Source organism: Proluteimonas luteida (genome assembly GCF_021191695.1).
In the GTDB taxonomy this organism is placed as follows: Bacteria; Pseudomonadota; Gammaproteobacteria; order Xanthomonadales; family Xanthomonadaceae; genus Luteimonas; species Luteimonas luteida.
Genome location: NZ_JAIWPT010000004.1, coordinates 191,308 through 217,295, shown reverse-complemented (window position 1 = coordinate 217,295; position 25,988 = coordinate 191,308). Strand labels below are relative to the sequence as shown.

The 25,988-nt window shown below is 69.4% G+C and carries 21 protein-coding genes and 3 tRNA genes; 9 read left to right on the top strand and 15 right to left on the bottom strand.

Annotated features, from left to right (window positions below):
• Both LDO26_RS05785 and LDO26_RS05780 read left to right on the top strand, forming a co-directional pair.
• Entirely contained in the window at positions 1 to 1,269 is a 1,269-nt protein-coding gene (locus LDO26_RS05785; RefSeq protein WP_232130114.1) for a ComEC/Rec2 family competence protein, read from the top strand.
• Between the two features lie 287 nt (positions 1,270 to 1,556).
• Positions 1,557 to 3,185 (top strand): FMN-binding glutamate synthase family protein, encoded by a 1,629-nt coding sequence (locus LDO26_RS05780; protein ID WP_232130113.1) that lies wholly within the window; start codon positions 1,557 to 1,559, stop codon positions 3,183 to 3,185.
• Positions 3,186 to 3,351: 166 nt separating this feature from the next.
• On the opposite strand, the gene arsC is transcribed toward LDO26_RS05780, so the two are convergent.
• The 7 genes from arsC to LDO26_RS05745 all read right to left on the bottom strand — a co-directional run bounded on the left by arsC (position 3,352) and on the right by LDO26_RS05745 (position 9,923).
• Complete coding sequence (gene arsC, locus LDO26_RS05775; protein WP_232130112.1) at positions 3,352 to 3,714, bottom strand: arsenate reductase (glutaredoxin); 363 nt, start codon at positions 3,712 to 3,714, stop codon at positions 3,352 to 3,354.
• A complete protein-coding gene (locus tag LDO26_RS05770; protein ID WP_255682026.1) occupies positions 3,711 to 4,961 on the bottom strand; it encodes a dicarboxylate/amino acid:cation symporter in 1,251 nt (416 codons plus the stop codon). The genes arsC and LDO26_RS05770 overlap by 4 nt, the downstream gene beginning before the upstream one ends.
• 136 nt (positions 4,962 to 5,097) lie before the next feature.
• Positions 5,098 to 5,583 (bottom strand): GNAT family N-acetyltransferase, encoded by a 486-nt coding sequence (locus LDO26_RS05765; RefSeq protein WP_232130111.1) that lies wholly within the window; start codon positions 5,581 to 5,583, stop codon positions 5,098 to 5,100.
• Positions 5,580 to 6,341 (bottom strand): L,D-transpeptidase family protein, encoded by a 762-nt coding sequence (locus LDO26_RS05760; protein WP_435594043.1) that lies wholly within the window; start codon positions 6,339 to 6,341, stop codon positions 5,580 to 5,582. Before LDO26_RS05760 ends, LDO26_RS05765 begins: the two co-directional genes overlap by 4 nt.
• Before the next feature lie 71 nt (positions 6,342 to 6,412).
• A complete protein-coding gene (locus LDO26_RS05755; protein ID WP_232130110.1) occupies positions 6,413 to 7,261 on the bottom strand; it encodes a MurR/RpiR family transcriptional regulator in 849 nt (282 codons plus the stop codon).
• Positions 7,262 to 7,319: 58 nt separating this feature from the next.
• Positions 7,320 to 8,417: a dipeptide epimerase gene (locus tag LDO26_RS05750; protein WP_232130109.1), complete on the bottom strand. Its 1,098-nt coding sequence runs from the start codon at positions 8,415 to 8,417 to the stop codon at positions 7,320 to 7,322.
• Between the two features lie 72 nt (positions 8,418 to 8,489).
• Positions 8,490 to 9,923, bottom strand: a complete 1,434-nt coding sequence (locus tag LDO26_RS05745) for a C40 family peptidase (protein ID WP_232130108.1) — start codon at positions 9,921 to 9,923, stop codon at positions 8,490 to 8,492.
• 256 nt (positions 9,924 to 10,179) lie between these two features.
• Here LDO26_RS05745 and LDO26_RS05740 point away from each other — a divergent pair, with 256 nt between their 5' ends.
• The 3 genes from LDO26_RS05740 to LDO26_RS05730 all read left to right on the top strand — a co-directional run bounded on the left by LDO26_RS05740 (position 10,180) and on the right by LDO26_RS05730 (position 16,434).
• Positions 10,180 to 11,634 (top strand): transglutaminase-like domain-containing protein, encoded by a 1,455-nt coding sequence (locus LDO26_RS05740; protein WP_435594042.1) that lies wholly within the window; start codon positions 10,180 to 10,182, stop codon positions 11,632 to 11,634.
• Between the two features lie 51 nt (positions 11,635 to 11,685).
• The gene (locus LDO26_RS05735) at positions 11,686 to 14,727 is read left to right on the top strand and encodes a TonB-dependent receptor (RefSeq protein ID WP_232130107.1); all 3,042 of its coding nucleotides are present in this window, start codon (positions 11,686 to 11,688) and stop codon (positions 14,725 to 14,727) included.
• A 114-nt stretch (positions 14,728 to 14,841) separates the two neighbouring features.
• Positions 14,842 to 16,434: a serine hydrolase gene (locus LDO26_RS05730; protein WP_232130106.1), complete on the top strand. Its 1,593-nt coding sequence runs from the start codon at positions 14,842 to 14,844 to the stop codon at positions 16,432 to 16,434.
• 51 nt (positions 16,435 to 16,485) lie between these two features.
• Here LDO26_RS05730 and LDO26_RS05725 read toward each other — a convergent pair.
• The 4 genes from LDO26_RS05725 to LDO26_RS05710 form a co-directional block, all read right to left on the bottom strand.
• Positions 16,486 to 16,562 (bottom strand) — tRNA-Asp (locus LDO26_RS05725).
• Between the two features lie 126 nt (positions 16,563 to 16,688).
• Positions 16,689 to 16,765, bottom strand: a tRNA-Asp gene (locus LDO26_RS05720).
• Between the two features lie 19 nt (positions 16,766 to 16,784).
• Positions 16,785 to 16,859 (bottom strand) — tRNA-Val (locus tag LDO26_RS05715).
• Between the two features lie 19 nt (positions 16,860 to 16,878).
• Complete coding sequence (locus LDO26_RS05710; RefSeq protein WP_232130105.1) at positions 16,879 to 17,157, bottom strand: HU family DNA-binding protein; 279 nt, start codon at positions 17,155 to 17,157, stop codon at positions 16,879 to 16,881.
• 294 nt (positions 17,158 to 17,451) lie between these two features.
• Between LDO26_RS05710 and LDO26_RS05705 the strand changes: the two genes are divergently transcribed.
• Positions 17,452 to 19,431, top strand: a complete 1,980-nt coding sequence (locus LDO26_RS05705) for a SurA N-terminal domain-containing protein (protein WP_232130104.1) — start codon at positions 17,452 to 17,454, stop codon at positions 19,429 to 19,431.
• Between the two features lie 172 nt (positions 19,432 to 19,603).
• On the opposite strand, the gene LDO26_RS05700 is transcribed toward LDO26_RS05705, so the two are convergent.
• Both LDO26_RS05700 and gloB read right to left on the bottom strand, forming a co-directional pair.
• A complete protein-coding gene (locus LDO26_RS05700; protein WP_232130103.1) occupies positions 19,604 to 20,821 on the bottom strand; it encodes a lytic transglycosylase domain-containing protein in 1,218 nt (405 codons plus the stop codon).
• A complete protein-coding gene (gene gloB / locus LDO26_RS05695; RefSeq protein WP_232130102.1) occupies positions 20,818 to 21,582 on the bottom strand; it encodes a hydroxyacylglutathione hydrolase in 765 nt (254 codons plus the stop codon). The genes LDO26_RS05700 and gloB overlap by 4 nt, the downstream gene beginning before the upstream one ends.
• A 45-nt stretch (positions 21,583 to 21,627) precedes the next feature.
• On the opposite strand from gloB, the gene LDO26_RS05690 reads away from it, so the two are divergent.
• From LDO26_RS05690 to dnaQ, 3 genes are read left to right on the top strand one after another with little or no spacing between them, the layout of a single operon-like run.
• Complete coding sequence (locus tag LDO26_RS05690) at positions 21,628 to 22,281, top strand: methyltransferase domain-containing protein (RefSeq protein ID WP_232130101.1); 654 nt, start codon at positions 21,628 to 21,630, stop codon at positions 22,279 to 22,281.
• A 50-nt stretch (positions 22,282 to 22,331) separates the two neighbouring features.
• On the top strand, positions 22,332 to 22,778 hold the full coding sequence (gene rnhA, locus LDO26_RS05685) for a ribonuclease HI (RefSeq protein WP_232130100.1): 447 nt from the start codon (positions 22,332 to 22,334) through the stop codon (positions 22,776 to 22,778).
• 38 nt (positions 22,779 to 22,816) lie between these two features.
• Complete coding sequence (gene dnaQ / locus LDO26_RS05680; RefSeq protein ID WP_232130099.1) at positions 22,817 to 23,512, top strand: DNA polymerase III subunit epsilon; 696 nt, start codon at positions 22,817 to 22,819, stop codon at positions 23,510 to 23,512.
• A 171-nt stretch (positions 23,513 to 23,683) separates the two neighbouring features.
• Here dnaQ and LDO26_RS05675 read toward each other — a convergent pair whose 3' ends face one another.
• Both LDO26_RS05675 and serA read right to left on the bottom strand, forming a co-directional pair.
• Entirely contained in the window at positions 23,684 to 24,388 is a 705-nt protein-coding gene (locus LDO26_RS05675) for a PP2C family protein-serine/threonine phosphatase (protein ID WP_232130098.1), read from the bottom strand.
• Between the two features lie 300 nt (positions 24,389 to 24,688).
• Positions 24,689 to 25,924 (bottom strand): phosphoglycerate dehydrogenase, encoded by a 1,236-nt coding sequence (gene serA, locus LDO26_RS05670; RefSeq protein WP_232130097.1) that lies wholly within the window; start codon positions 25,922 to 25,924, stop codon positions 24,689 to 24,691.
• Positions 25,925 to 25,988 lie beyond the last annotated feature (64 nt).

Genomic DNA, 25,988 nt, shown 5'->3' with positions numbered 1-25,988 from the left:
ATGCACGCGAAGTGCTTGCTGCTGGCGCTGCTGGTGCCTGCCGCGTCGTCCGGCGTCGATGCGGCTGCGCAGGTTGCCGCGGTTGGGCCCCGGGTCGGCAGCCCGCTGCCGGCATGGACCAGGGGGGAGCTGGACATCCACCACATCAATACCGGCCGCGGCGAGGCGCAGCTGCTGATCATGCCCGACGGCACCAGCCTGCTGGTGGATACCAGCGGCAAGACCGTGGAGAAGCCGCCGTTCTCGCTGCCGACCCGGCCCGACGCCTCGCGCCCGCCCGGGGAATGGGTTGCGCGCTACGTGCAGCGCGTGCTGCCCGCAGGCGCGGCGCAGATCGACTACGCGCTCATTACCCATTTCCATGGCGATCACATGGGCGCGATCGTCGAGGATTCGCCGCATTCGGAGATCGGCCCGTACCGGCGCAGCGGCATCACCGAGATCGCCGACCTGATCCCGGTCGCCAGGGTGATCGACCGGGACTGGCCGGACTACGACTACCCGAGGCGGATCGAGAATCCGACGATGGACAACTACCGCAGGTTCCTCGCCTGGCAGGTGGCCAACCGCGGCCTCACGGTGCAGCGCTTCCTGCCGGGCCGCAGGGACCAGCTCGTGCCGGTGCATGCCGCGGACGCGTATCCACAGTTCTCGATCAGGAACATCGCCGCAAACGGCGTGGTGTGGGACGGCACGGAGAATGGCACCCGCCACGTGTTCCCGCCCCTGGAGGACCTGGCGCCGGACGATCATCCGATCGAGAACAACCTGAGCATCGCGTTCAAGGTTTCCTACGGCAGGTTCGATTACTTCACCGGTGGCGACCTCTCGTCCCACGACGAGGAAACGACGTTCGGGCAAGAAGCCTGGAAGGACATCGAAACGCCGGTGGCGCGGGCGACGGGTCCGGTCGATGCGATGAAGGCCAACCACCACGGCAGCTGGGATGCGAACAGCACCGCTTTCCTGGGCACCCTGCGCCCGCGGGTGATCGTGGTCGGTTCCCGCGCCGAAGGCCATCCGGCGGTGAACACCTACCGGCGCATGACCTCGAAGGGAATCTGGAACGGGCCCCGGGACATCTTCGTCACCAATGTCTCGGAGGCCACCGCGAAAACCACCTACGGCGTGGAACACGCCGCCAGTACGCAGGGGCACGTCGTCATCCGGGTCGCCGAGGGCGGGGAAAGCTACCGTGTCTACGTGCTCGACGACGCCGACGAGGAGCGGCGGATCAAGGCGGTTTTCGGGCCGTACGACAGCGACTGAGCGGCCATCCGCGCTGCCGGACGAAGACTGCGAAGGTACGTCCGCGGCTTTGCCGCCCAGAGCCGGGAACCCGCGCGGGCCAGGGGTCGCAGCAACGGGAATCGGCGTGATTGCCGGCCCGCACCGGGTATGATTGGGCCCGCGGTCGCCGCAGCAAACCTGCTGCGGCGTGCCGTATCCGGATCCGGGGATGTGTCCGCCGGCGTGGCTGCCCGGGATCCACCGGGTGCAGGCCATGGCGGTTCGACCCGGCTTCGGGCACCCATCTTCCAAGGCTGAGGAACGCGATGCTTCGCTACCTGGCGTACGGGCTCTGCGTCGTCATGGCGGTGGTGTCCCTGGCAAGTGTGTTGTGGCTGCGCTCCGGCGCATGGGCGGTCGCCGCGGTGGTGTTCATCGCGCTGGCGTGGCTGGGCACGCTGGACCTGCTGCAACGCCAGTCGACGCTGCGCCGCAACTACCCGTTGACCGCGCATTTCCGCTTCCTGCTGGAGAACTTCCGGCCCGAGATCCGCCAGTACTTCATCGAGAACGACCAGGACGAGGTGCCGTTCTCGCGGCAGCAGCGCGACCTGGTGTACCGGCGCGCGAAGAACGTCAGCGACGTGGTGCCGTTCGGCAGCGAGCTGCCGATGTACGGGTCCAGCTACGAGTGGATCAACCATTCGCTGGCGCCAGCGCACGCGGCCTCGCACGATTTCCGCGTGCCGGTCGGCGAAGAGCGCGCGCAGCCGTACGCGGCCAGCGTGTTCAACATCTCGGCGATGAGTTTCGGTTCGCTGTCGGCGAACGCGATCCGCGCGCTCAACCGCGGCGCGAAGCTCGGCAACTTCTTCCACGACACTGGCGAGGGCGCGATCTCGCGCTACCACCGCGAGGCCGGCGGCGACCTGGTCTGGGAAATCGGCTCGGGCTATTTTGGTTGCCGCGACGCGACCGGACGCTTCGACGAGGCGCGTTTCGCCGACAACGCCGCCGAGCCGCAGGTGAAGATGATCGAGATCAAGCTGTCGCAGGGCGCCAAGCCCGGACACGGCGGCATGCTGCCGGGGGCGAAGGTCACGGCCGAGATCGCGGCCACGCGCGGCATTCCGGAGGGCGTCGACTGCGAGTCGCCGGCGGCGCACAGCGCGTTCTCGACGCCGATCGGGCTGCTGGAGTTCGTCGAGCGGCTGCGCGCGCGCTCGGGCGGCAAGCCGACCGGCTTCAAGCTGGCGATCGGCCATCCGTGGGAGTGGTTCGGCATCGCCAAGGCGATGCAGGAGACCGGCATCCTGCCGGATTTCATCGTCGTCGACGGCGCCGAGGGCGGGACCGGTGCGGCGCCGTCGGAGTTCATCAACCACGTCGGCCTGCCGCTGCAGGAAGGCCTGATGCTGGTGCACAACACCCTGGTCGGCATCGGCCTGCGCGACCGCGTGCGCGTGGCGGCGGCGGGCCGCATCACCAGCGGCTTCGACATTGCCCGCGCGCTGGCGATGGGCGCGGACTGGTGCAATGCCGGCCGCGGTTTCATGTTCGCGCTCGGCTGCATCCAGTCGCGCAGCTGTCATACCGACCAGTGCCCGACCGGCGTGGCCACGCAGGATCCGGCGCGCTGGCGCACGCTCGATGTCGGCGACAAGGCCGAGCGCGTGTTCCATTTCCACCAGAACACGCTCAAGGCGTTGCGCGACATGCTCGGCGCAGCGGGTCTGGAGCATCCGATGCAGCTGGGCCCGGAGCATATCCTGCGCCGGGTTTCGCCGACTGAAGTGCGCTCGCTGGCCGCGCTGTACCGGTTTCTCGAGCCGGGCGAGCTGGTCGGCGGGGTGCCGGAGCATGCGGTGTTCCGCACGTTCTGGCCGGTCGCGCGTGCCGACAGCTTCGCGCCGCCGGCGCGGGTGCGGACGATGGAAGCGGCGAAGTCGCACTGAGAATGGCGGGTCGAGCCCGCGGTGCACAACGGGCGCAGGGGTTGCAGCAGCGACAGGCGCGCAGCCACCGTAGGGCGGATCCCGATCCGCCACGAGCACCGGTGCCGTCACGAGTCGCGGGTCGAGACCCGCCCTGCGCAACTCGCGTGTCCCGGGTCGACGGCGCTCAGTCGATCAGTGCGAGCAGCCGTTCGGTCGGCCGGCCGACGACCGCCCGCTCGCCGCGCACCAGGATCGGGCGTTCGATCAGTTTCGGATGCGCGGCCATCGCTGCGATCAGCGCATCGTCGTCCAGCGCCGGATCGTCGAGGCCGAGCGCGCGATAGTCGTCCTCGCCGGTGCGCAGCAGCGCACGCGCCGGGATGCCGAGCCTGCGCAGCAGCGTACGCAGGGCGGCCGCGTCCGGTGGATCGTCGAGATAGCGCACGATGCGCGGATGGATGCCGCGGCGCTCCAGCAGGTCCAGCGCGGCGCGCGATTTCGAGCAGCGCGGATTGTGGTACAGGGTGAAGGTGTCGGTCATGGTCATGGCCCGGCGTCGAGCGGATCCGGCGCCGCGCCGGTCTGACGGGCGACGACGCCGGTCGCGGTGACGTCGGCGCTGGTGTTGGCGACGGTGGCGAAGACGTCGGGAATGGTGTCGACCGCCAGCAGCACGCCGAGCGGTTCGACCGGCAGGCCCATCGCCTGGGTCACCGGCAGGTTGTTGGTCATGAAGCTGACCTGGCCGGGCAGGCCGACCGAGCCCATGCTGATGACCGCGCTGAGCCCGACCGCGACCGCGAGCTGCGCGGCGCCCAGCTCGATGCCGTACATCCAGGCGATGAACACCACGACGCTGAGGTATTGCACGGGGCTGGCGATGCGGAACAGCGAGACCGCCATCGGCAGCACCAGCGAGGTGACCGCCAGCGGATAGCCCAGCCGCTGGCGCGCGCTGTCGACCATCACCGGCAGCGAGGCCAGCGACGACTGGGTGCTGGCGGCGATCGCCTGCACCGGCACCAGTGCGGCGGCGAAGCGCTTGAGCCGTTCGCCGGCGACGACCACCGCGACGACGTACAGCAGCAGCGTGACCGCGATGTACAGCACGCACTGCAGGGCGATGTAGTAGCCCAGTGCGGTCAGCACGCCGAGCCCGACATGGGCGCAGACCGCCAGCACCAGTGCGAACACGCCCAGCGGCGCGACCCACAGCACCCAGCGCACGATGACGATCATGGTGTCGCCGAGCGTGCGCACCAGCTCCAGCATGCGCTCGCGGCGCTCGGGTTCCAGCCGGGTCAGGGCGAAGCCGAAGAACATCGAGAACACCACCAGCGGCAGCATCGCGCTGGCGGCGGCCGCGGCCAGCACGTTGCTTGGGATCACGCTGGTGATCCACAGCCCGAAGCCCGGCGCCTGCGGCAGCACTTCCGGCGCCTGGATCGCGGCGCGGAATGCGGCCACCTGCAGCTCGTCGCGCGGCAGCATCGACAGCAGCGCCGGCGCCGACACCGCGGCGAAGCTGCCGCTGAGCAGCAACAGCACCAGGAACACCGTCATCGCCACGCGCGCGGTGCGTCCCGAGGCCGCGGCGTCCGCGGCGGCGTTGATGCCGACCACGACCAGCGCCGCGACCAGCGGCACCACCGTCATCTGCAGCGCATTGAGCCAGAGCCGGCCGACCGGCTGCATGAAGCCGGCCACGCGTTCGGCCGCCGCGGCGTCCCACGCCGCCAGCGACAGGCCGGCGATGGCGCCGAGCAGCAGCGCCAGCAGCACGCGCACGGGCATCGAAATCCGGAATCGGCGGGGCGGGACGGTGGCGGTCATCGGTGCGCTGCGGCAAGGGAGAGGGCGGGACGAGCATGCCATGTGCCGCGGGCGATGCCATCGCGTGCATGCAGGCGATGTGGGCGCGCGTCCCGCATCATGGCGCCGGCGCGGCGAGGTCGAGCGTCAGCAGGTCGCGGTGGTCGTCGGCGAAACCCAGCCGCTGGTACAGCGCCTTCGCGCGCGGATTGTGGTGGTGGACCTCGAGCCGCGGCGTGGCGACCTGCCAGCCGCGCGCAACTTCGATCGCGGCGGCCAGCGCGTCCGCGCCCCAGCCACGGCCGCGCGCGGCGGGGCCGAGATACAGCTCGTCGAGCAGCGCGAAGTGGCCGCCCTGTTCCAGGCTGAAGCCGCGCGTCAGCGCCAGATAGCCGGCAATGCCGTCGCCGTCGCCGAGCAGCAGGATCGTCCCGCAGGCCGGATCGGCGAGCAGGGCGTGCAGCGCGTTGGAGACGCGGACCGGATCGAAGACGATGCGGTCCTCGGCGTAGAACGCGCGGACCAGTTCCAGCAGCCGGGCCTCGTCGCCGGGGCCGGCGACGCGCGTCTGCAGCGACTGTGTCCCGTCTGGCCGCAGGCTCAATGCTTCGCTCCGGTCGACAGCACGGGCAGGTCCCACGCCGCCTGTCGCTGGCGGTACGCGGCCTCCGGCAGCAGCACGAAACGCGGGGCGCGCGCGGGATCGAGCCAGTCGAGCAGCGCTTCCATCGCCGCGTCGTCCATCGCGGTGCAGCCGGCGGTCACCTCGTCCGGGCGACGCAGCAGGTGGGCGAAGATGCAGCTGCCGCGCCCGGGCACGCCATCGGCGTTGTGTCCGACCACGAAACCGAGCCGGTAGCGCACGTCGCCGTCGTTGTGCAGGTCCAGGCGCATGTGCTCGCTGGCGCCTTCGACCGCCGCGTCGCCGACCTCGGCCGCATCGACGATGCGGTTGTACAGCGGCGAGTCCGGCACGTCGACGCAGTAGTGCGAGGCCCGCATCGGCGCATAGGGCAGGGCGCCGATGCCGTGGGCCGCGTAGCCGAACGCGCTGCCGATCGCGAACACGCCCGCGGGTGCACGGCCATCGCCCTCGCGTTTCTGCGGACCGTCGGTCTGCGGTGGATGCAGGCCCAGGCCCCAGGCGCTGCCGCTGCGGCCGAGCATCACCGGCACGTCGCCGCCGACCTGCCGCCATGCGCCGCCGGCATCGCGCTCGAAACGCCGCAGCCGTGCCTGCGTTGCATCCCAGCCGGCGCTGGTGACGACGACCAGCTGGTCCGCGCCGGCGGTCGCCTGCGTTGCGGCGGATTGCGGTTCGCGGGTCGCGCATGCCGCCAGCAGCATCAGCAGCACGGCCATGCCTGCGGCATGCCGATGGCGGCGGGTCTTCGCGGATGCGGTGCGTGCGGCGGCGCCGGACATGACGGGCCTCATGCGTCGAGCAGGTGATGGATGCGGGCGCGGTTCTCGGCCAGCTGGGTATGCCGCGCCGGCGATGCGCACAGGCGCAGGAACAAGGTGTCGAGCAGCTGCTGCAGCGCCGACTGGTACAGCACCATCTCCACGTGCGGCAGGTCGTGGTGGGCCGAGACCAGCAGTGGCCAGTCGGCCAGCGTGCGCAGCGGATTGGCGTTGTGGCGGGTGGCCGAGATGACCCTGCCGCCGCGCTCGTGGCACAGCCGTGCCAGCTGCAGCAGCGACGGTTGCTGCCCGTACTCGGAGAACAGCACCAGCAGGTCGCGCTTGCCGCAGGCGGCGACATGGGCCGACGCCAGCGACGGGTCCGGGTGGTGCGCCGCCGACAGGCCCAGCAGCGACAGCCGCACGGCGAACGCGCGCGCGGCGACGTTGTCCTCGCCCAGGCCGACGATGACGATGCGGCCAGCGCGGTCCAGCCCTTCGGCAATGGCGTCGAGCATCGGTGGCGGATTGATCAGCCGGGTCTCTTCCTCGGCGCGGGTCTTGCCCTGCCACAGTTCCAGCGCTGGCGTGGCGGCATCGGCCGGGCCGTCGGCGTCGGCGGACAGCGCGGGATGGGCGCTGTCGCCATTGCGCGCGATCGCCTCGCCCACCGAATACTTCAGGTCCGGATAGCCCTTGAAGCCGAGCTTCTGGCTGAACTTGACCACGCTCGACTGGCTGATGCCGAGTGCGTCTGCCAGCTGCTGCGACGAGTAGTCGCGCAGCAGGTGGGCGTTCTCCAGCACGAAGTCGGCGATGCGCCGCTCGATCGCGGACATGCGGTCGCGCTCGGCGCGGACCTTCAGCAGCGGTGGCATCGACCGGCTCCGCTCGCCGTTGCGCGGACGTGGGACAGGCCGTGCACGCCCGCCGCCGTCATCGTGCCAGCGGCTCGAAGCCGTGGACCGCGCGGATGCCCAGCCCGGGGGCATCCGGCACCGAGATCTCCGATTCGTTGAACACCACGCCGCCCTCGACCGGGTCGTGGCTGCACAGCGACGGCCCGTCCAGGTCGACGCGGGTGATGATGTCGGACTTGGCGACGGCCACGTGCACCGCCGCGGCGACGCTGATGCTGGTCTCGATCATGCAGCCGATCATGCACTCCACGCCGTGCACTGCGGCGATGTCGGCGGTGCGGATCGCATCGGAGATGCCGCCGGTCTTCATCAGCTTGATGTTGATGATGTCGGCCGCGCGCATGCGGATCAGTTCGATGACCTCGGCCGGGCCGAACACGCTTTCGTCGGCCATCACCGGTGCGTGCACGCGGTCGGTGACGAACTTCAGGCCGGCCAGGTCCTGCGCCCTGACCGGCTGCTCCAGCAGCTCCGGGTGCACGCCGGCATCCTCGAGCAGCTGCATCGCATGCACCGCCTGCTTCGGCTTCCAGCCCTGGTTGGCGTCCAGGCGCAGCAGCGCGCGGCCCTCGACCGCCGCATGCACCGCCTTGATCCGCTCCAGGTCGACGCCGAGATCCTTGCCGACCTTGATCTTCAGCGCGCCGAACCCGCGCTCGACCGCCGACAGCGCGTCGGCGACCATCTTGTCGATGTAGTCGACGCTGATGGTGATGTCGGTCGACACCACCGGGTCGCCGCCGCCGAGGATCCGGTACAGCGGGGCATCGTAGCGCTGGCCGAACAGGTCGTAGACCGCGATCTCGACCGCCGCCTTGGCGCTGGTGTTGCGCTCGAGCGCGGTGCGGATCAGGCGGGTGATGCGGTTGAGGTCGGCGATGTCCTCGCCGATCAGCCGTGGGCCGATGACCTCGCCGATCGCGGCGATGATCGAGCCGTGGGTATCGCCGGTGATGACCGCGGTCGCCGCGGCCTCGCCATGGCCGACGTGGCCGGTGTCGGTGTGGATGCGCACCACCACGTCCTCGACGCTGTTGACGGTGCGCAGCGCGGTCTTGAACGGGGTCTTCAGCGGCACGCGCAGCATGCCGAGTTCGATCCGCGCGATCTTCATGGGTTGATCTTCATCGATGGGCCTTCATGCACGGTTCCCTGTGAAACGCGGCGGCGGTGCCGGTCGTGCCGGTCAAGGGCGCACGCGCTGGATGTTGGTGATGCGGTCGATCGTCGACGTCTCGGCGTTGCTGCGCATCGGCAGCAGCGGCGTGACCACGACGCCGTTGAGCGCCAGCCGCTGCAACCGGCCGTCGTCGCCGAGCAGGCTCATGCCGGCGGTGTCGTGGATCACGTAGGGATCGCCGTCGACATGGCCGACGACCATCATCACGTGGCCGGGAATGTAGACCAGGTCGCCGGGCTCGGTGTCGCGCAGCAGGCGCACGCGCTCGGCGTGGCTGGTGCCCGGTTCGATGGCGATGCGGTTCAGGGCCGGGCTGACGGCCTGCGCGCTGGTGTTGCGCGGCAGCAGCACGCCCAGGCTCCGGTAGACCTCGGACACGAAGCCGCTGCAGTCGCGCGCGTTGTAGGAATGGCCCCAGCCGTAGCGTTCGCCGAGGAACTTGAAGGCCTGGCCGATCAGGTTGGCGCGGGTATAGGGCAGGTAGGCGGTGGCGACGTCCTGCGAGCGCGGCACCATCGCCTGCGCGAACGACAGGCTGCCGTCGTCGCCGCGCACCGGCAGTTCGACGACGTGGCCGAAGTAGGGCACCTGGCCGTGCAGTGGCTGGTCCAGCGCCACGTCGGTGGCCAGCGGCAGGCGCGATCCCATCTCCAGCTGCACGTCGGAGACCGCGGGCGCCTCGGGGGTGAACACGGTGTGCGCGGTCGCGCCGGTGACGACCAGGTACGGCGTCCTGCGCGCATAGGCGAGCACCTCGTCGCGTTCGCCGATGGCCACCCTGTCACGTTCGATCCATGCCGAGTAGCGCTGGCTGACGACGAAGAACCAGCGCCCGTCGCGACTTTCGTGGACCACCGCGACCGGCGTGCCCGGGAACAGCGCATCCTCCTGGAAACGGTCGATGTCGGTGTCGTCGGGCGTGTTGAACACGCGCAGGTGCGTGGGGAAGGTGCGCAGGTCGGCGCGGCGCACCACCAGCCCGAAGCGGGTGACCTGGGTCTGCGGGATGTTCTGCAGGTCCAGGGCGGTGACCAGCCGGTTCATCGCACGGGCGCTGCCCTGCTTGCCGGCGACGTCGTACAGCGGCTGCTCCGGCAGCACCGAGCGCGCCTCGACCCAGGCGCGGACCTGCTCGGCCTCGACCAGCGTGGGCAGCTCGGCCAGGTCGACGAGGTTCGGGTCGTTGTCCAGCATCACCACGTTCTGCGTCGCCAGCTGCTCGGCGTCGTAGATCACCCGGTCGGCGTGGCGCGCGCGCTCGATCCAGTAGTCCGCCTCGAGCTGCGCGGCGCTGACGCCGATGACCGCCGCGGCCGCGTCCTGGCGTGCCTGCAGGGCGTCCTGCGCGGGCGTCGGCTGGGCCCATGCCGGCGTGGACAGGCAGGTGCCGGCGATCAGCAGTACGTGCAGGACAGCCTGCGTCCGCAACCGGTTTGCCATGTGTGGTCTCCGCGTTCCCGGGGGCGTGCCCGGCGCTGTGGAATACATCATTCGCTTTGTGTCTTTGTCAAGAATAAATTATTGACGCTCTATGACGATCGTGCTACATCACGTTCAAGCCACCTTCAGGGAATATCGACATGCCGACGGGTTATTGCGCTCGACCCTGCCGTTCCCGGACGAGGTGTTCCCGTGTTTCCCGCAGCTGTTCCGGCCGTCCGGAGCGGTGTCGGTGAAGCGGCCGCGCCGGCAGCGCATGCGCCTGACGATGCATGCCGCGACGCTGCTGGCGGCCGCCATGTTCGCATGCGCAGCCTGGGCCGCACCCCAACGGCAAGCGGCCAGCGTCGAAGAGGTCGTGGCGCTGGTCGATGCCGGCGACTTCGCCGGCGCCGGGTCGCGCATCGACACGGCCCTGGCCGCCTTGCCCGCGGATGCGCCGGCACGGGCGGCACTTGAATTCGAACGCGAGCGCATGCGCCGGCTGCTGATCGACTTCAGTCTCGACGAAGCCGAAGTGCGCGCCGCCGTCGCGCGCCAGATCCCCGATCTCACCGATGACGAATTCGCCCGCTGGCGCGATGCCGGGCTGTTCGAGTCGCGCCGGATCGATGGCGAGCTGCGGTATTTCCGGCGCTCGCCGTCGAACCTCTACCGCCTCAGCGCGGAAGCGGCGGCACGGCGCGCCGATCCCGCGCCCTTCTACGACAGTCCGCTGGAGGAAGCGCATCCGCACCACGCGGAAGTCAGTTCGCTGGCGGCGGACTCCGGGCTGCGCAGCGTCGCCCCGCGCCGCATGCGCGTGACCCAGTCGCTGACCGTCAATCCCGACGCGGTGCCCGCGGGCGAGACGATCGACGCGTGGCTGCCGTATCCCCGCGCGATTCCCGGCCAGCAGGAGGACATCCGCTTCGTCGCCAGCAGGCCGGACGCGGCCGACATCGCACCGGAGTCGACACTGCAGCGCACCGTGCACCTGCGCGCGCCGGCGGTGGCCGGCGAGGCGACCCGGTTCTCGGTGACCTATGAGCTGACCACGTACGCGCAGTACGTCGACGTCGATCCCGACAAGGTGGTGCCGGTCGCGCCGACGCCGGAGCTTGCGCCGTACCTGGCCGAACGTCCGCCGCACGTGGTGTTCACCGACGCGATGCGGCTGTTCTCCGCGCGCGTGGTCGGCGACGAGACCAATCCCTACCGGATCGCGCAGAAGCTCTTCGCCGCGGTCGATGCGATCCCGTGGGCCGGCGCGCTGGAGTACTCGACGATCTCCAACATCAGCGACTACGCGCTGCATGCCGGCCACGCCGACTGCGGCCAGCAGACCCTGCTTCTGATCACCCTGCTGCGGCTCAATGGCATCCCCGCGCGCTGGCAGTCGGGCTGGATCGTCTCCGACGGCGACTACAACAACATGCACGACTGGGGCTGGCTGTACCTGGCCCCGTACGGCTGGCTGCCGATGGACGTGACCTTCGGCCGCCTGTCGCACGCCGATCCGCGGATCGCGGAGTTCTATCTGGGCGGGCTCGATGCCTACCGCATCGCGTTCAACGACGACTACGCGCGCGAGTTCGTGCCTGCCAAACGGCATTTCCGCTCCGAAACCGTGGATTCACAACGCGGCGAAGCGGAATGGAAGGGGGGGAACCTGTACTTCGATCAATGGCGCTACGACTTCGAGTGGGAGTTCCTGCCGCTGGACCCGTAACGCCGATCGTCGCCAACCATCACGCAACCATTGCTCCGGGGAGTATCTGCAATGAAGGTCAGCCAACGAAGAATCCGCCGGGCAGCGCTCTGTCTCGCCCTGGGCGCCTGTCTGTCCACGATCACGCCAGCGGTGATGGCGCAGAGTGCCACCGGCGCCGTGGCCGGCCGCGCGAGTGCCGGCGACCAGGTCACTGCCACCAATACCAGCACCGGCCTGACCCGCATCGTCTCGGTCGGCGCAGATGGCGTGTACCGCCTGACCCAGCTGCCGGTGGGCGACTACGCGCTGACCGTCACCCGCAATGGACAACCGGTGGGCCAGCCGATCGCGGTCAACGTCGCGCTCGGCGGCACGACCACGGTCAACATCGGCGGCGACGGCGCGCTGGTCAACCTGGATGCGGTGCAGGTGATCGGCTCGCGCGTGGTCAATCGCGTCGACGTGCGCTCGACCGAATCGGCGACCAACATCACCCGCGAGGAGCTGGCGCGCCTGCCGGTCGCGCAGAGCCTGAGCGCGGTGGCGCTGGTCGCCCCCGGCGTGGTCGGCGGCAACTCGTCGTTCGGCGGCATCTCCTTCGGCGGCTCGTCGGTCGCGGAGAACTCGGCCTTCATCAATGGCCTGAACGTCACCGATTTCTACCGCCGGCAGAGCTTCTCGAGCGTGCCGTTCGCGTTCTACCGGGAATTCCAGGTCAAGACCGGCGGCTATTCCGTGGAATTCGGCCGCAGCACGGGCGGCGTCATCAACGCGGTGACGCGCTCGGGCGGCAACGAGTTCGAGAGTGGCGTGGAGATCACGTTCGAGCCGGCCGCATGGAAGGCCAAGGCCGATGACCACCACTTCGAGGGCACGGATTCCGATGGCATTCCGGTGTCGACCGACTATCGCGCCAGCCGCGACAGAAGCAGCTTCACCAAGGCCAACGTCTGGGCATCGGGACCGATCGTCAAGGACCGCCTGTTCTTCTTCGCGATGTACGAGGCGCGCGACAGCGATGCGCGCTACAGCAGCACCGGTGGCGGTGAATGGTACCGGAGCGACGCCAGCGATGGATTCTGGGGTACGAAGCTGGATTGGCGCCTGAGCGACAACCACCTGGTGGAGCTGCTCGCATTTTCGGACGAGTCCGAAACGCCGACCAGCACCTATGCCTACGACTGGAACAGCAGTACGGTCGGTGATCCGACCGGCGACAATACGGTCAAGAGCGGCGGCAAGAGCGGGTCGCTGACATACACCGGCTACTTCGGCGAAAGCTTCGTGGCCAAGGCCATGTACGGCATCAACCGCAGCCACAGTTTCTCGTCCTCGCCAGCCGACGGTCCCTGCGAGCAGATCTTCTACGACGGCTCGTATGACGATGCATACGAGGCGCTGGGATCCCCGGTCCTCGGCTGTCATCCGACCTCGGCGATGATCGTCGCGCACGAAGACGAACGCAAGGCGATGCGTCTGGATTTCGAATGGACGCTGGGCGACCACCAGTTGCGCTTCGGCATCGATCGCGAGGTCATGACGACCGACCGGACCAGCTTCTATCCCGGCCCGACCGGTATGCGCTATACCGCCTACAGCGTGGTGCCTGGCGCGGAGCTGGACAACGGTGCAATCGTGCCGGCCGGCGTCGATGCGATGCTGATGGCGCGTCGGCGTGTCGACGGAGGTGTGTTCGAAACCGAGGCCAGCGCGTATTACATCGAGGACAACTGGAGCGTCACCCCGAACCTGTTGCTGAATCTCGGGATCCGCGTCGACAGCTTCGACAACAAGACCGCAGCGGGCGGCAGCTTCATCAAGATGGACAACCTGGTATCGCCGCGCCTGGGTTTCTCCTGGGACATGAAGGGCGACGGCAGCACCAAACTGTTCGGCAACCTGGGGCGCTACTACCTGCCGGTCACCAACAACATCAACTACACCTTCGCCGGCGGCCTGACCGATGAACGTACCTTCTACGCACTGGAAGGCTGGCGGCAGGCGACGAACCCGGTGACTGGCGCGGCCTACATGGAACCGATCATCGGTGCCCAGATCGGCCCGGTCGACACCACGTACAACGTCAGTGCGGCCGATCTCCGGCAGAGCGTCGACCAGGACCTGGATGCGGTCTATCAGGACGAGGCGATCCTCGGCTTCCAGAGCGCGATCAGCCAAGCCTGGTCCTGGGGCGTCAACGCGACCTATCGCCGCATGAAGAACGCGCTGGACGACGTGCGCATCAACCACACGCCCTGCGGCCCGGTCGGCTACAACCTCTGGCCGATCGCCAACCCCGGCAAGCCGTTGACGATCTGGGGCGATGCCAGCATCGGCTGCGAGACCGAGGGCTGGATCACCATCGACACGTCGCAGGACGGCTACATCAAGGGCGGCAGCGGTGAAGTCGTCGGCTATTTCGAGCCCAAGCGCACCTACAAGTCGCTGGAGTTGCAGATCGACCGCGCCTGGGACGGCAAGTGGGCGTTCAACGCGTCCTACCTCTGGTCCAAGTCCGACGGCAACCACGAGGGCCCGGTCAACTCCGACACCAACTACGGCGACACCGGCATGGTCCAGCACTGGGACCACCCGGCCAACAACGAGGACTACGGCCCGCTGTTCAACGACCGCCGGCACCAGATCAAGCTGCGCGGCAGCTACGCGTTCAATGACCAGTGGTCGGTCGGCGCCATGTTCACCGCCATGTCCGGTGCACCGATCAACGAGTTCGGCGTCACCTGGCCGGGCGACACCACCGGTGCGGGCAGCTTCGTCACCGAGGGTTCGGGCGGCGGTTCGTTCTGGCATTGCGTTCAGAACTGTTCCGGCCCCGTCAGCGGCCGGATCTACGAATACGCGCCACGTGGTTCAGGTGGCCGCATGCCATGGACCTACAACCTGGGTGCGAACGTGACCTGGACGTTCCCGGTGGAAAGCGTCGACCTGAAGGTCCGGCTGTCGGTGTTCAACCTGCTCAACGACCAGGAAACGATCAATGTCCGCCAGCGTTACGAGGCCAACCCGGGGGTGGTGCGCGCACTGCACGGTACCGGCACCCGCTGGCAGTCGCCGCGCTACGCCCAGCTGGTGCTGACCTGGAACTTCTGATGGCGTGATGATGAGCGTGAGACCGCCGCCGGCCCGTGCCGGCGGTGGTCCGGGCACGGTCCTGGGGAAGGGGAAGAGATGTCCAGAGGGAAGAAGCCTGTCCTTTGCGCGGCCGTGATCACGGCCGCGTTTTTTTTCGCGCCGGTTGCCGTCCACGCGGCGGAGCCGGCGTCGGCGGAGATCACCGCCGCGGTCGACGATGCCGTCGCACGCTACCGGCTGCCGGGGATCGCGGTCGGCATCGTGCAGGGCGGCGAGGTGCGCCAGATCGAGGTGCGCGGCGAACTGGCCGCCGGCAGCGGCGAGCCCGTCGACGCCGGCACGCTGTTCAAGATCGCCTCCAACACCAAGGCGATGACCGGCGCGCTGCTGGCGCGGCTGGTCGACCAGGGCAGGCTGCAGTGGAAAGATCCGGTGGTCCGGCATCTGCCGGCGTTCCGCATGCACGACGACTGGGTCACGCGCGAGATCCAGGTGCGCGACCTGCTGATCCACAACAGCGGCCTCGGCGCCGGCGCCGGCGACCTGATGCTGTGGCCGGAACCCAACCACTTCACCCGTGCGGACGTGATCCATGGCCTGCGCCATCTCCGGCCGATCGCCAGCTTCCGTTCCGAGTACGCCTACGACAACACCCTGTACATCGTTGCCGGCGAGGTCGCGGCCGCCGCCGGGGGCGCGCCCTATGACGCGCTGCTGCGGCGCGAGGTGTTCGCGCCGCTGGGCATGGCGCGCTGCCAGATCGGCGAATGGCAGCGCGATGCGGTCGGCAACATCGCCCGGCCGCACTACCGGCGCGGCGATGCGTTCGTCGCCGCCGATGCGGATCCGGCGGTCATCGCGGACATGCCGATGGCCGCCGCCGGTGGCGTGCGCTGCAGCCTCGACGACATGCTGCGCTGGGCCGCGGCCTGGCTCGCGCTCGAGCGCGGCGACGCGGGCGGCGCGTCGCCGTGGCTGTCGGACACCCAGCGCGATGCGGCGTGGACGCCGCACACGCTGATGCCGTTGAGCCGCCGCATGCGGCAATGGGACAACAGCCACTATTCGGGCTATGGCTACGGTTGGCGGCTGACCGATGTCGATGGCACGCGCAAGGTGTCGCATACCGGCACGCTGTCGGGCATGTACTCATCGCTGACGCTGCTGCCCGACCTCGATGCCGGCATCGTGGTGCTGATCAATGCCGACGCCGACGAGGCGCGCACGGTGCTCACGCAGACGTTGGTCAAGCAGTTCACCGCGTCGCAGCTGCGGCCCGCGGTGGCGATGTATGCCGGGCTGTTGGCGGCCGAGCGCGCCGACGCATCGGCGGGGCAGGGCGCCGTTGCGGCGCGGCCTCCGCAGCCAGAGCCGGTCGCGGTCCCCGCGGGCGAGTTGCCCGGTCTCGATGGACGCTGGCGCGACCCGTGGTTCGGCGACGTCGACATCTGCCCACAACCCGATGGCGGTCTGCGTTTCGCCTCGCACAAATCGCCCCGGCTGGCGGGTGCGGTGATGCGCAGCGACGACCGCTTGCTGGTGCGCTGGGACGATCGCGGCATCGAGACCGATGCCTGGCTGCTGCCGCCCGCGCCCGATGCCGCGCGCGGTGCGCCGCTGCGCATGGCCAAGCTCGATCCGGAGGCGGACTTCAGCTACGACTTCGAGGATCTCGCCTTCATCCGCAGTGGCGACTGCCGCGTGGATCGAGGCAGCGGTCATTAGTCCGGCGAAAACGAAAAAACCCCGCATTTCTGCAGGGTTTTTTCGTGCAACTGGCGGAGCGGACGGGACTCGAACCCGCGACCTCCGGCGTGACAGGCCAGCATTCTAACCAGCTGAACTACCGCTCCGAGGCGCGAGATTCTACATGAAAGTTTCCGAATTGGAACAGCCGCGAGGCGATTAATTTCATCGGCTCCGCATCGGCGACGCATACAAAAGAAAAACCCCACATTTCTGCGGGGTTTTCTTGCATCTGGCGGAGCGGACGGGACTCGAACCCGCGACCTCCGGCGTGACAGGCCAGCATTCTAACCAGCTGAACTACCGCTCCATTTTTTCAACCCGGTGCGTGGTGGGTGCTGAGGGTTTCGAACCCCCGACCCTCTCCGTGTAAAGGAGACGCTCTACCGCTGAGCTAAGCACCCATGCGGACAACCAAGCCAGTTACTTTACGGCATCCTTGAGCGCCTTGCCAGCCTTGAATGCAGGCACGGTCGACGCCGGGATCTGGATCTGTTCCTTGGTCTGCGGGTTCAGGCCGGTACGCGCAGCGCGCGGACGCGCGACGAACGAGCCGAAGCCGACGAAATTGACCGCGTCGCCGTTCTTCAGCGCGTCGGTGATGGTGTCGAGCAGCGCATCGACGGCGCGACCTGCATCGGCCTTGGACAGGCCGGCCTTGTCGGCCACCTGGCTGCAAACATCGCTCTTGGTAAGTGCCATTCTTCGATTCCTCTTCTTGTATGACGAAGTACGTGTCTGGGTCGTCCCTGTTTCGACAGGGTCAGCCTGTCTGCGCCACGGACGGGCGATTCCGGTCAGGCGCGCATGGTACGCGATCCAATTCGCGAATTCGACTCGCATCACTGCCGTTCCTGAACCGGAGTCACGCGCGCGGGCGGCCGCTGGCGCGGTGACCGCGGCAGGCGGGCGCGCGCGGACGCCTCTCGGGGCGGACTGCGGCCACCAGCGCTTGCAGGTAAACTGGGCGGCTCGCCCTGCCAGTTGACCGGACCCATGCTGCAAGCCCTACGTGAAAAGACCAGTGGTTGGATCGCCATCGCCATCGTGGCGGTGCTTGCGGTGCCGTTCGCATTCTTCGGCATGGAGCAGTACCTGTTCCAGAACAACGCGGACTACGCGGCCAAGGTCGAGGCGCCGCCGACATGGTGGAAGTCCGCGCCGGACTGGTGGCTGGTGCGCAAGGTCGCGTGGTCGTCGACCGAGGTCAGCAACGAGGAGTTCCGCCAGACCTTCGACGCGATGCGCGAGCAGCGTCGCCAAGCCGAGGGCGAGGACTTCGACGCGCGCCAGTTCGAGACCCTGGAAAACAAGCGCGAGGTGCTGGAGCAGCTGATCGACCGCGCGGTGCTGGCGCTGGCCGCCGAGCGCAGCAACATCGTCGTCGGCGATGCCCAGGTGCAGGAAATCATCGCCTCGATTCCTGCCTTCCAGGTCGACGGCAGGTTCGACCCGCAGCGCTACCAGATCACCCTGCAGTCGGCGCAGCCGCCGCGTACCCCGCGCGAGTTCGAACAGAACATCCGCCAGGACCTGCAGCGCACGCTGCTGCCGCAGCGCATCGCCGAGTCGGCGTTCATCACCGCCGGCGAAGCCGACCGCCTGATGCGCCTGCTTGGCGAGCGTCGCGACGTGTCGTTCGTCATCGTGCCGCCGCCGGCGGTCGAGGAAGCGCCGGTCAGCGAGGCCGAGCGGCAGGCGTGGTACGAAGCGCATGCCAACCGCTACCGCGAGCCGGAGAAGGTCGCGCTGGAGTACCTGGAGATCGACGGCAGCACGCTGGCGACCACCGGCGAGGTCGACGAAGCCGAACTGCGCGAGCATTTCGAGCAGGTCAAGTCGCGCTTCACCGGCAACGAGCGCCGCCTGGTTTCGCACATCCTGATCGAGGTGCCGGCCGATGCCGATGCCGCCACGCAGGCCGCGGCCGAGAAGAAGGCCGCCGACATCGCCGCGCAGGCGCGCGCGGCCGATGCCGATTTCGCCGCGCTTGCGCAGGCCGAGTCGGACGATCCGGGCTCGAGCGGCAATGGCGGCGACCTGGGCTGGATGGAGAAGGGCATGATGGCCGGTCCGTTCGAGGATGCGCTGTTCGCATTGCAGCCGGGCCAGACCAGCGCGCCGGTGCGCACCGATTTCGGTTGGCACGTGCTGCAGCTGCGCGAGGTGGACGCGGGCGAGTCGGTCGAGTTCGAGGACGTACGCGACACCCTGGCCAGCGAGATGCGGGACAACGAAGGCACGCGGCTGTACAACGACCTGGTCGGCAGCATCGTCGACGAGATCAACAAGCAGCCGATGTCGCTGGAGCCGGCGGCCAAGCTGGCCGGGCGCCCGATCCAGACGATCGCGCCGTTCGCGCGCGGCGCCGGCAGCGGGATCGCGGCGAACAACGCAGTACTGCAGGCCGCGTTCTCCGAGGCGCTGACCCAGGACGGCACGGTCAGCGACGCGATCGAGATCGGCCCGAACCGCACGGTGTTCATCCGCGTGACCAGCCACACGCCCGAGCGCGCGCTGCCGCTCGACCAGGTTGCCGACCGCATCGATGCCGAAGTGCGCGCCGACCGCGCGCGCGCGCAGGCCGAGGCCGCCGCCGAGGAGATGGTCGCCGCGCTGCGGGAAGGGCAGACGCTGGATGCGCTGGCCGGGTCACGGTCGCTCGCCGTCGAGCGCGTGCCGGGCATTCCGCGTGGCGCGCCGGTTCCCGATCCCGCCGCCGCCGAGGCCTACTTCCGTGCGCTCGCCCCGGCCGAGGGTGCGTCGACGCCGGGCAAGGTCCTGCTGGCCGATGGCAGCGCCGTGGTGTTCACCGTCGACAAGGTGACTCCCGGCGATCCGGCCGAAGCCGGCGAGCAGGAGCGGGCGATGCTGCGCCAGCAGCTCGGCGCACTGCTCGGCAACGAGGACGCGGAAGTGCTGCAGCGCGCGCTGCGCAGCCAGATGAAGATCACCGTCATCGAGGCGAGGCTCTGATCCAGATCAGAAGGAAAGCCCGGCAATGCCGGGCTTTTTCCATTCCGCGCCCCGCGCGTAGGCCGGGGCGGCATCCCCGGCGCCCGGACGTCTGTGCGACACGCGGGTCCGATCGGAGGCAGGGCGGCTGACGGCGCGTGATGGGCATCCGCGTCCGCGCGGGCGCCTGTACTCAGGGCACGGCCGGTCCGTCGTCGACATGCAGCTGCATGCCGGGGCGCAGCACGCTGCGCACGTCCAGATTGTTGCGGCGCAGGAGCTGCTGGGTGCTGATGCCGTAGCGGCGGGCGATGGCGGACGCCGAATCGCCGCGGACCACGGTATGCACGCGCGCCGCGGCGGCGTCGAGTGCTGCGGCGATCAGCCCGGTGCCGGTGGCAGGCGCATCGCCGCCGCCGTACTCCGGCGGCGCTTCGGCGAGGAACACCGGTGCCTCCGCCGCCGCCTTCGGGACCAGGACCTGCAAGGGCTGGCCGATGCGGGCGATGCGGCCATCGGCATGTGCGGGATTGAGCCGGCGCAGCAGCGCGGCATCGGTCTCGTGGCGGGAAGCGAGGGTGTCGAGGTCGCCGATGCCGCCCGGCACGGTGATCGGCTGCAGGATCGGCACCGGGCGGTCGAGCGCGGCCATCCAGCTGTCGCGGGACTCGGCCTCGAGGATCAGGCAGGACAGCGCATGCAGCTTGCGCACGTACGCGTGGGTCGTGGCCGGCATCGCCAGCGTCTCGGGCGTTGCGTCCATGGCCTGCTGGCCGGCGCGCTTGAGGGCGCCGAACACCCGGTATTCGCCGGCGTTATAGCCCATCACCGCCAGCCGCCAGTCGCCGGCGAACATGCCGTGCAGGGTCTTGAGGTAACGGACCGCGGCGCGGGTCGATTCGACCGGCGACAGCCGGCCGTCGTAGCCGGGGCGGATCGGGATCTCGTGGTTGCGCGCGGTGACGGCGATGAACTGCCACAGGCCGGCGGGGCCGGCGGCGCTGCGTGCACCCGGGCGGTAGCCGCTCTCGACGAACGGGATCAAGGCGTATTCGGTCGGCAGGTGCGCCTCGCGCAGCGCGTCGACGACATAGCCGAACAGCGGCAGGATGTCGTCGTTGGCGGCCATCTGCCGCGGCACGTGGGCGAAGTGCGCGCGCCAGCGCTCGCTCGCGTCGGCTGCGCATTCGCGATCGGCCAGGCCGTCGCGGAAGGCGGTGTAGATCTCCCGGCCGTTGCGCACCGGACTGGCCGGTGGAGCAGGTGCCGCCGGCGGCGTGGCGATCATGGAAGTGGCGGCCGGGGCCTGGGCCGGGCGTTCCGGGCTGCCCGCCTGGACCGCTGCCGGCAGCGCCAGCGCCAACGCCAACAGCAGCGCGCCTGCGAGCCGGTGCATGCGACCGCGCGTCATGCGCGGAATCCATCCTTCCATTGCCGTAGCGCGGCAAACCGGGCCACCCGGTCGAGGCTGGCGTCGCCGGCCTGTCGCGCGATCGAGGCGCGGATGCCGGGCGCTTCGAGGCGCAGGAACGGATTGCAGGCCAGTTCGTCCTGCAGGGTGACGGGAAGCGTGGGCCGGTCGGCGTCGCGCATCGCGATGATCTCCTGTTGGCGGCGCTGCAATGCCGCGTTGTCCGGCTCCACGACCCGTGCGAACACGGCGTTGGACCGGGTGTATTCGTGCCCGCAGCAGACCTGCGTGGCGGGCGGCAATGCGGCCAGCCGGTCGAGCGAGGCCAGCATCTGCGCCGGGGTACCTTCGAACATCCGTCCACAGCCGAGGCTGAACAGCGTATCGCCGCTGAACAGCAGGCCGTGGCCGTGGAAGGCCACGTGGCTGCGGGTATGGCCGGGGACGGCGATCACGTCGAAGGCCCACGGGCCGGTCTCGACCCGGTCGCCATCGCCGATGCGGTGCGTCGCCAGCGGGATCCGCGGATCGGCCGGCGCGTGCACCGGCAGGTCCGGCCAGCGCGCCAGCAGCGCCGGCACGCCGCCGATATGGTCGGCATGGTGGTGGGTCAGCAGGATCGCCGCAGGGCGCAGTCCGGCATCTGCCGCGGCCAGCACCGGGGCGGCATCGCCGGGGTCGACGATCAGGCTGGCGCCGTCGCCGGCGGTCAGCGTCCAGATGTAGTTGTCCTCGAAGGCCGGGATCGGCTGCAGTCGCATCGGCGGTGGTCGGTGGCGGCTGGCGGAGCCTTTACAATGCGGACCATGCCCGCGACCTCCCCGCCCGGTCAACCCGACAGCCCCAGCGACTGGTTCGCCAGCGCTGCCGGCCGCGCCGTCATCGACAGCGAACATGCCGTCGTGTCCGAGGCCCTGGCCGGCCATCCCGGCCTGCCCTGGCTGTGGCTGGCGCCGTCGGCCGCCGACGCCGCGGTCGGTGGGCGCGGCCTGCGCCTGACCCGCGCCGGCGGCCTGTTCGACGGTCCGGTCCGCTGCGCCTGCCCGCTGCCGTTGCCCAGCGAGGCGTTCGGCAGCGTGGTGCTGCAGCACGTGGTCGGCGCCGCGCGTGGTGAACATGCGCTGCTCGACGAGGCGGTGCGCGTGCTGGCGCCGGGCGGCTATCTGTGGCTGCTGGTGCTCAACCCGCTGACGCCCTACCGCTGGCGCTGGCGCGGGCAGGGGCTGGATGCGGCTGAGCCGCTGGCCTGGCGCCGGCGCATGCGTCAGGCCGGGCTGGCGCCCGACGCGGTGTCGCGCGGGGTCGGCCCGAGCTGGCGCGAAACCCCGTCGACGACCCTGCAGGACGGTCCCGGCCTGCGCGCGGCCTATGTGCTGCGCGGACAGAAGCGGACCTTGCCGCTGACGCCGGTGCGGCAGCGCAGCGCCCTGCGGCTGCCCGGCGCGGTACCGGCGGCATGAAGGGCGCGGCCGGGCTGGAGACGAAACGTGCGGAAACGAAGGATGCAGGGTTGAAAGAGATCGAGGTCTATACCGATGGCGCCTGCCTCGGCAATCCCGGCCCCGGCGGCTGGGGTGCATTGCTGCGCTACCGGGACATCGAGCGCGAGCTCAGCGGCGGCGAGCCGCTGACCACCAACAACCGCATGGAGCTGATGGGTGCGATCGCCGCGCTCGAGGCGCTGACCGAACCCTGCCGGGTCGTCCTGCATACCGATTCGCAGTATGTCCGCCAGGGCATCACCGAGTGGTTGCGCAACTGGGTGCGACGCGGCTGGAAGACCTCCGGCGGCGGCGCGGTCAAGAACCAGGACCTGTGGCAGCGGCTGCAGAAGGCCTGCGAACGCCACCACATCGACTGGCGCTGGGTGAAGGGCCATTCCGGCCATCCCGAGAACGAACGTGTCGATGCGCTCGCCAGCGCCGCCGCGCGCGCCCAGCGCACCGCCGCCGCCTGATCCCGTTCCTTCATCCACCCACGGAGCCCGCCCTGCCGATGCGCCAGATCGTCCTCGACACCGAAACCACCGGCCTGGAATGGAAGAAGGGCAACCGGGTGGTCGAAATCGGCTGCGTGGAGCTGATCGAACGCCGGCCCAGCGGCCGCACCTGGCACCAGTACATCAAGCCCGACTGCGACTTCGAGCAGGGCGCGGCCGAGATCACCGGCCTGAGCCTGGAATTCCTCGCCGACAAGCCGCCGTTCGAGGACGTCGCCGACGCGTTCCTGGCGTTCATCGACGGCGCCGAGCTGGTGATCCACAACGCCGCGTTCGACATCGGCTTCCTCGATGCCGAACTGGCGCGGCTGGGGCCGGACTACCGCGACATCCGCAGCCGGGTCAGCGTCGAGGACTCGCTGCTGCTCGCGCGCCAGCGTTTCCCCGGCCAGCGCAACTCGCTCGACGCGCTGTGCAAGCGGCTTGGCGTCGACAACGCCCATCGGCAACTGCACGGCGCGCTGCTCGACGCCCAGTTGCTGGCCGAGGTGTATCTCGCCCTGACCGCCGGCCAGCACGAGATCGGCTTCGCCGCGCCGCCGGAAACCGAGAACCGCAGCCGCCACGTCATCACGCTGCAACCCACCGGCACCCGGCCACGGCTGCAGGTGCCGGCCGATGAGCTGGCGTTGCATGTCGCGCGCGTCGAGGCGATCCGCAACCGGGCGGGGCAGTGTCTCTGGGACGAATAGGGCGGGCAGGAGAATCCCTTCTCCCGCAAGCGGGAGAAGGTGGCGCGCACGCTGGATGAGGGCGCCTTTCGGCGCTTGCGGTGCCCTGTCTGCCCTTCGGACGCGGGAGGGGGGTTAGATGCGCGGCATACCATACTCGTCCAGGCCGCATGGGGTCTCCCGGGGCGACGCCTAGTGGCGGCGGATCAGGATCACCGTGACGTTGTCCGAGCCGCCGCCGTCGAGCGCCGCGGCGACCAGCCCGTCGACGCATTCCTGCGCGCTGCATTCGGTATGCGACAGCACCCGCGAGATCGCGTGGTCGTCGACTTCCTCGGTCAGGCCGTCGCTGCACAGCAGCAACTGGGTGCCCGGCTGCAGTTCGCCAGACAGCGTCTCGACATTCAGCGCCTGCGGATCGGTGACGCCCAGCGCCTGGGTGACCACGTTGCGATGCGGATGGCTGCGCGCCTGGTCGACGCTGATCGCGCCGCGCGCGATCAGCTCCTGCACGTAGCTGTGGTCCTGCGACAGCTGGGCCAGCTTCGCGTCGTGCCACAGGTAGACCCGGCTGTCGCCGACCCAGGCGACCTCGAACCGGTTGCCGGTCACCCGCGCCGCGACCACGGTCGTGCCCATCGGCAGGCTGTCGTTGCGCCGCCGCGACGCGCGGATGATCTCTTCGTCGGCGATCCGGATCGCCTGCGGCAGCGACGTGCCCTGGCGGACCTCGCGGACGATCGTCTCGCGTGCCAGCGCACTGGCGACCTCGCCGTACTCGTGGCCGCCCATGCCGTCGGCGACCAGCCACAGCCCCAGCTCGCTGTCACCGTAGTAGGTGTCCTCGTTGAGGTCGCGGCGCAGACCGACATGGGTCAGGTGACCGAATTCGATCATGCGATTCCCCCGATGCCCGGCCAGGTCCGTTGCTGTTCACAACGGGCCGGCAGCATGCGGGCGGCCAAGGCGGACGCATGCCTTGGGTGGCGATCTGGCGGAAACTGGGGCATCGCTGGATCGTCGGCGTGTGGGGACATGCACATTCTGGCAGCAGGCTCGTTGCGCAGCATATGCCATGCGTTGTGGTGTGAGCAGATGCATGCGCACAAGTCGCCACGAATCGCGTGGCGATTGCGCACCTCAGGTGAGGTTTATGAACCAATGGCGCCGCGGCTATCCGTGCCCAGTGTCGCGACGCTAGTAAAGCACCCGCGTCCGCAGCGTGCCTTCGATCTTCGACAGTTCGCTGCGCAGCCGCGTGGCCTGTTCCTCGGTCGCGGCGACGTCGATGACCACGTAGCCGACGTTCGGATTGGTGCGCAGGTACTGGCCGTCGATGTTGATCGCCTCGCGCGAGAACACGTCGTTGATCCGCGACAGCACGCCCGGCACGTTGCGGTGCAGGTGCAGGATGCGGCGGCTGCCGGCGTGTTCGGGCAGGGTGACCTCCGGGAAGTTGACCGCCGACAGGGTGCTGCCGTTGTCGCTGTAGCGCACCAGCTTGGCCGCGACCTCGACGCCGATGTTGTCCTGCGCCTCCAGCGTGCTGCCGCCGACGTGCGGGGTCAGCAGCACGTTGTCGTGGGCCAGCAGCGGTGACTCGAAGGGATCGCCGTTGCCCTTGGGCTCGACCGGGAACACGTCGACCGCGGCGCCGCCGACGTGGCCGCTGCGCAGCGCCGCATCCAGCGCGCCGATGTCGACCACGGTACCGCGCGAGGCGTTGATCAGGTGCGCGCCGGGCTTCATCGCGGCCAGTTCCCTGGCACCGAACATCAGCTTCGTCGCCGGCGTCTCGGGCACGTGCAGGGTCACCACGTCGCTGCGCGCGAGCAGGTCGTCGAGGCCGGTCGCGCTGCGTGCGTTGCCGAGCGCGAGCTTGGTTTCCACGTCGTGGAACAGCACCTGCATGCCCAGCGATTCGGCCATCACCCCGACCTGGGTACCGATGTGGCCGTAGCCGATGATGCCCAGGGTCTTGCCGCGGGCCTCGTGGCTGCCGAGCGCCGACTTGCTCCAGCCGCCCCGGTGGCACTCGGCGTTCTTCTGCGGGATGCCGCGCAGCAGCATGATCGCCTCGGCGACGACCAGCTCGGCGACGCTGCGGGTGTTGGAGTAGGGCGCGTTGAACACCGGGATGCCGGCCAGTTCCGCGGCGTCGACGTCGACCTGGTTGGTGCCGATGCAGAAGCAGCCGACCGCCATCAGCCGGCGGGCCTCGGCCAGCACGTTCGCGTCGAGCTGCGTGCGCGAGCGGATGCCGATGATGTGGGCGTCGGCGATGCGGCGCTTGAGCTCGTCTTCGGGCAGCGACTTGGCATGCAGTTCGATCTGCGAATAGCCGGCGGCGTGGAAGGTGTCGACGGCGCTCTGGCTGATGCCTTCGAGCAGCAGCACACGGATGTCCTGCTTGGGAAACGAGGTCTTCTGCATCACGGGCTCGGTGTGGGTATGCGTCCCGGACTTCCGCGCTGCGCGGGGCGTCCGGAAGTCCGCC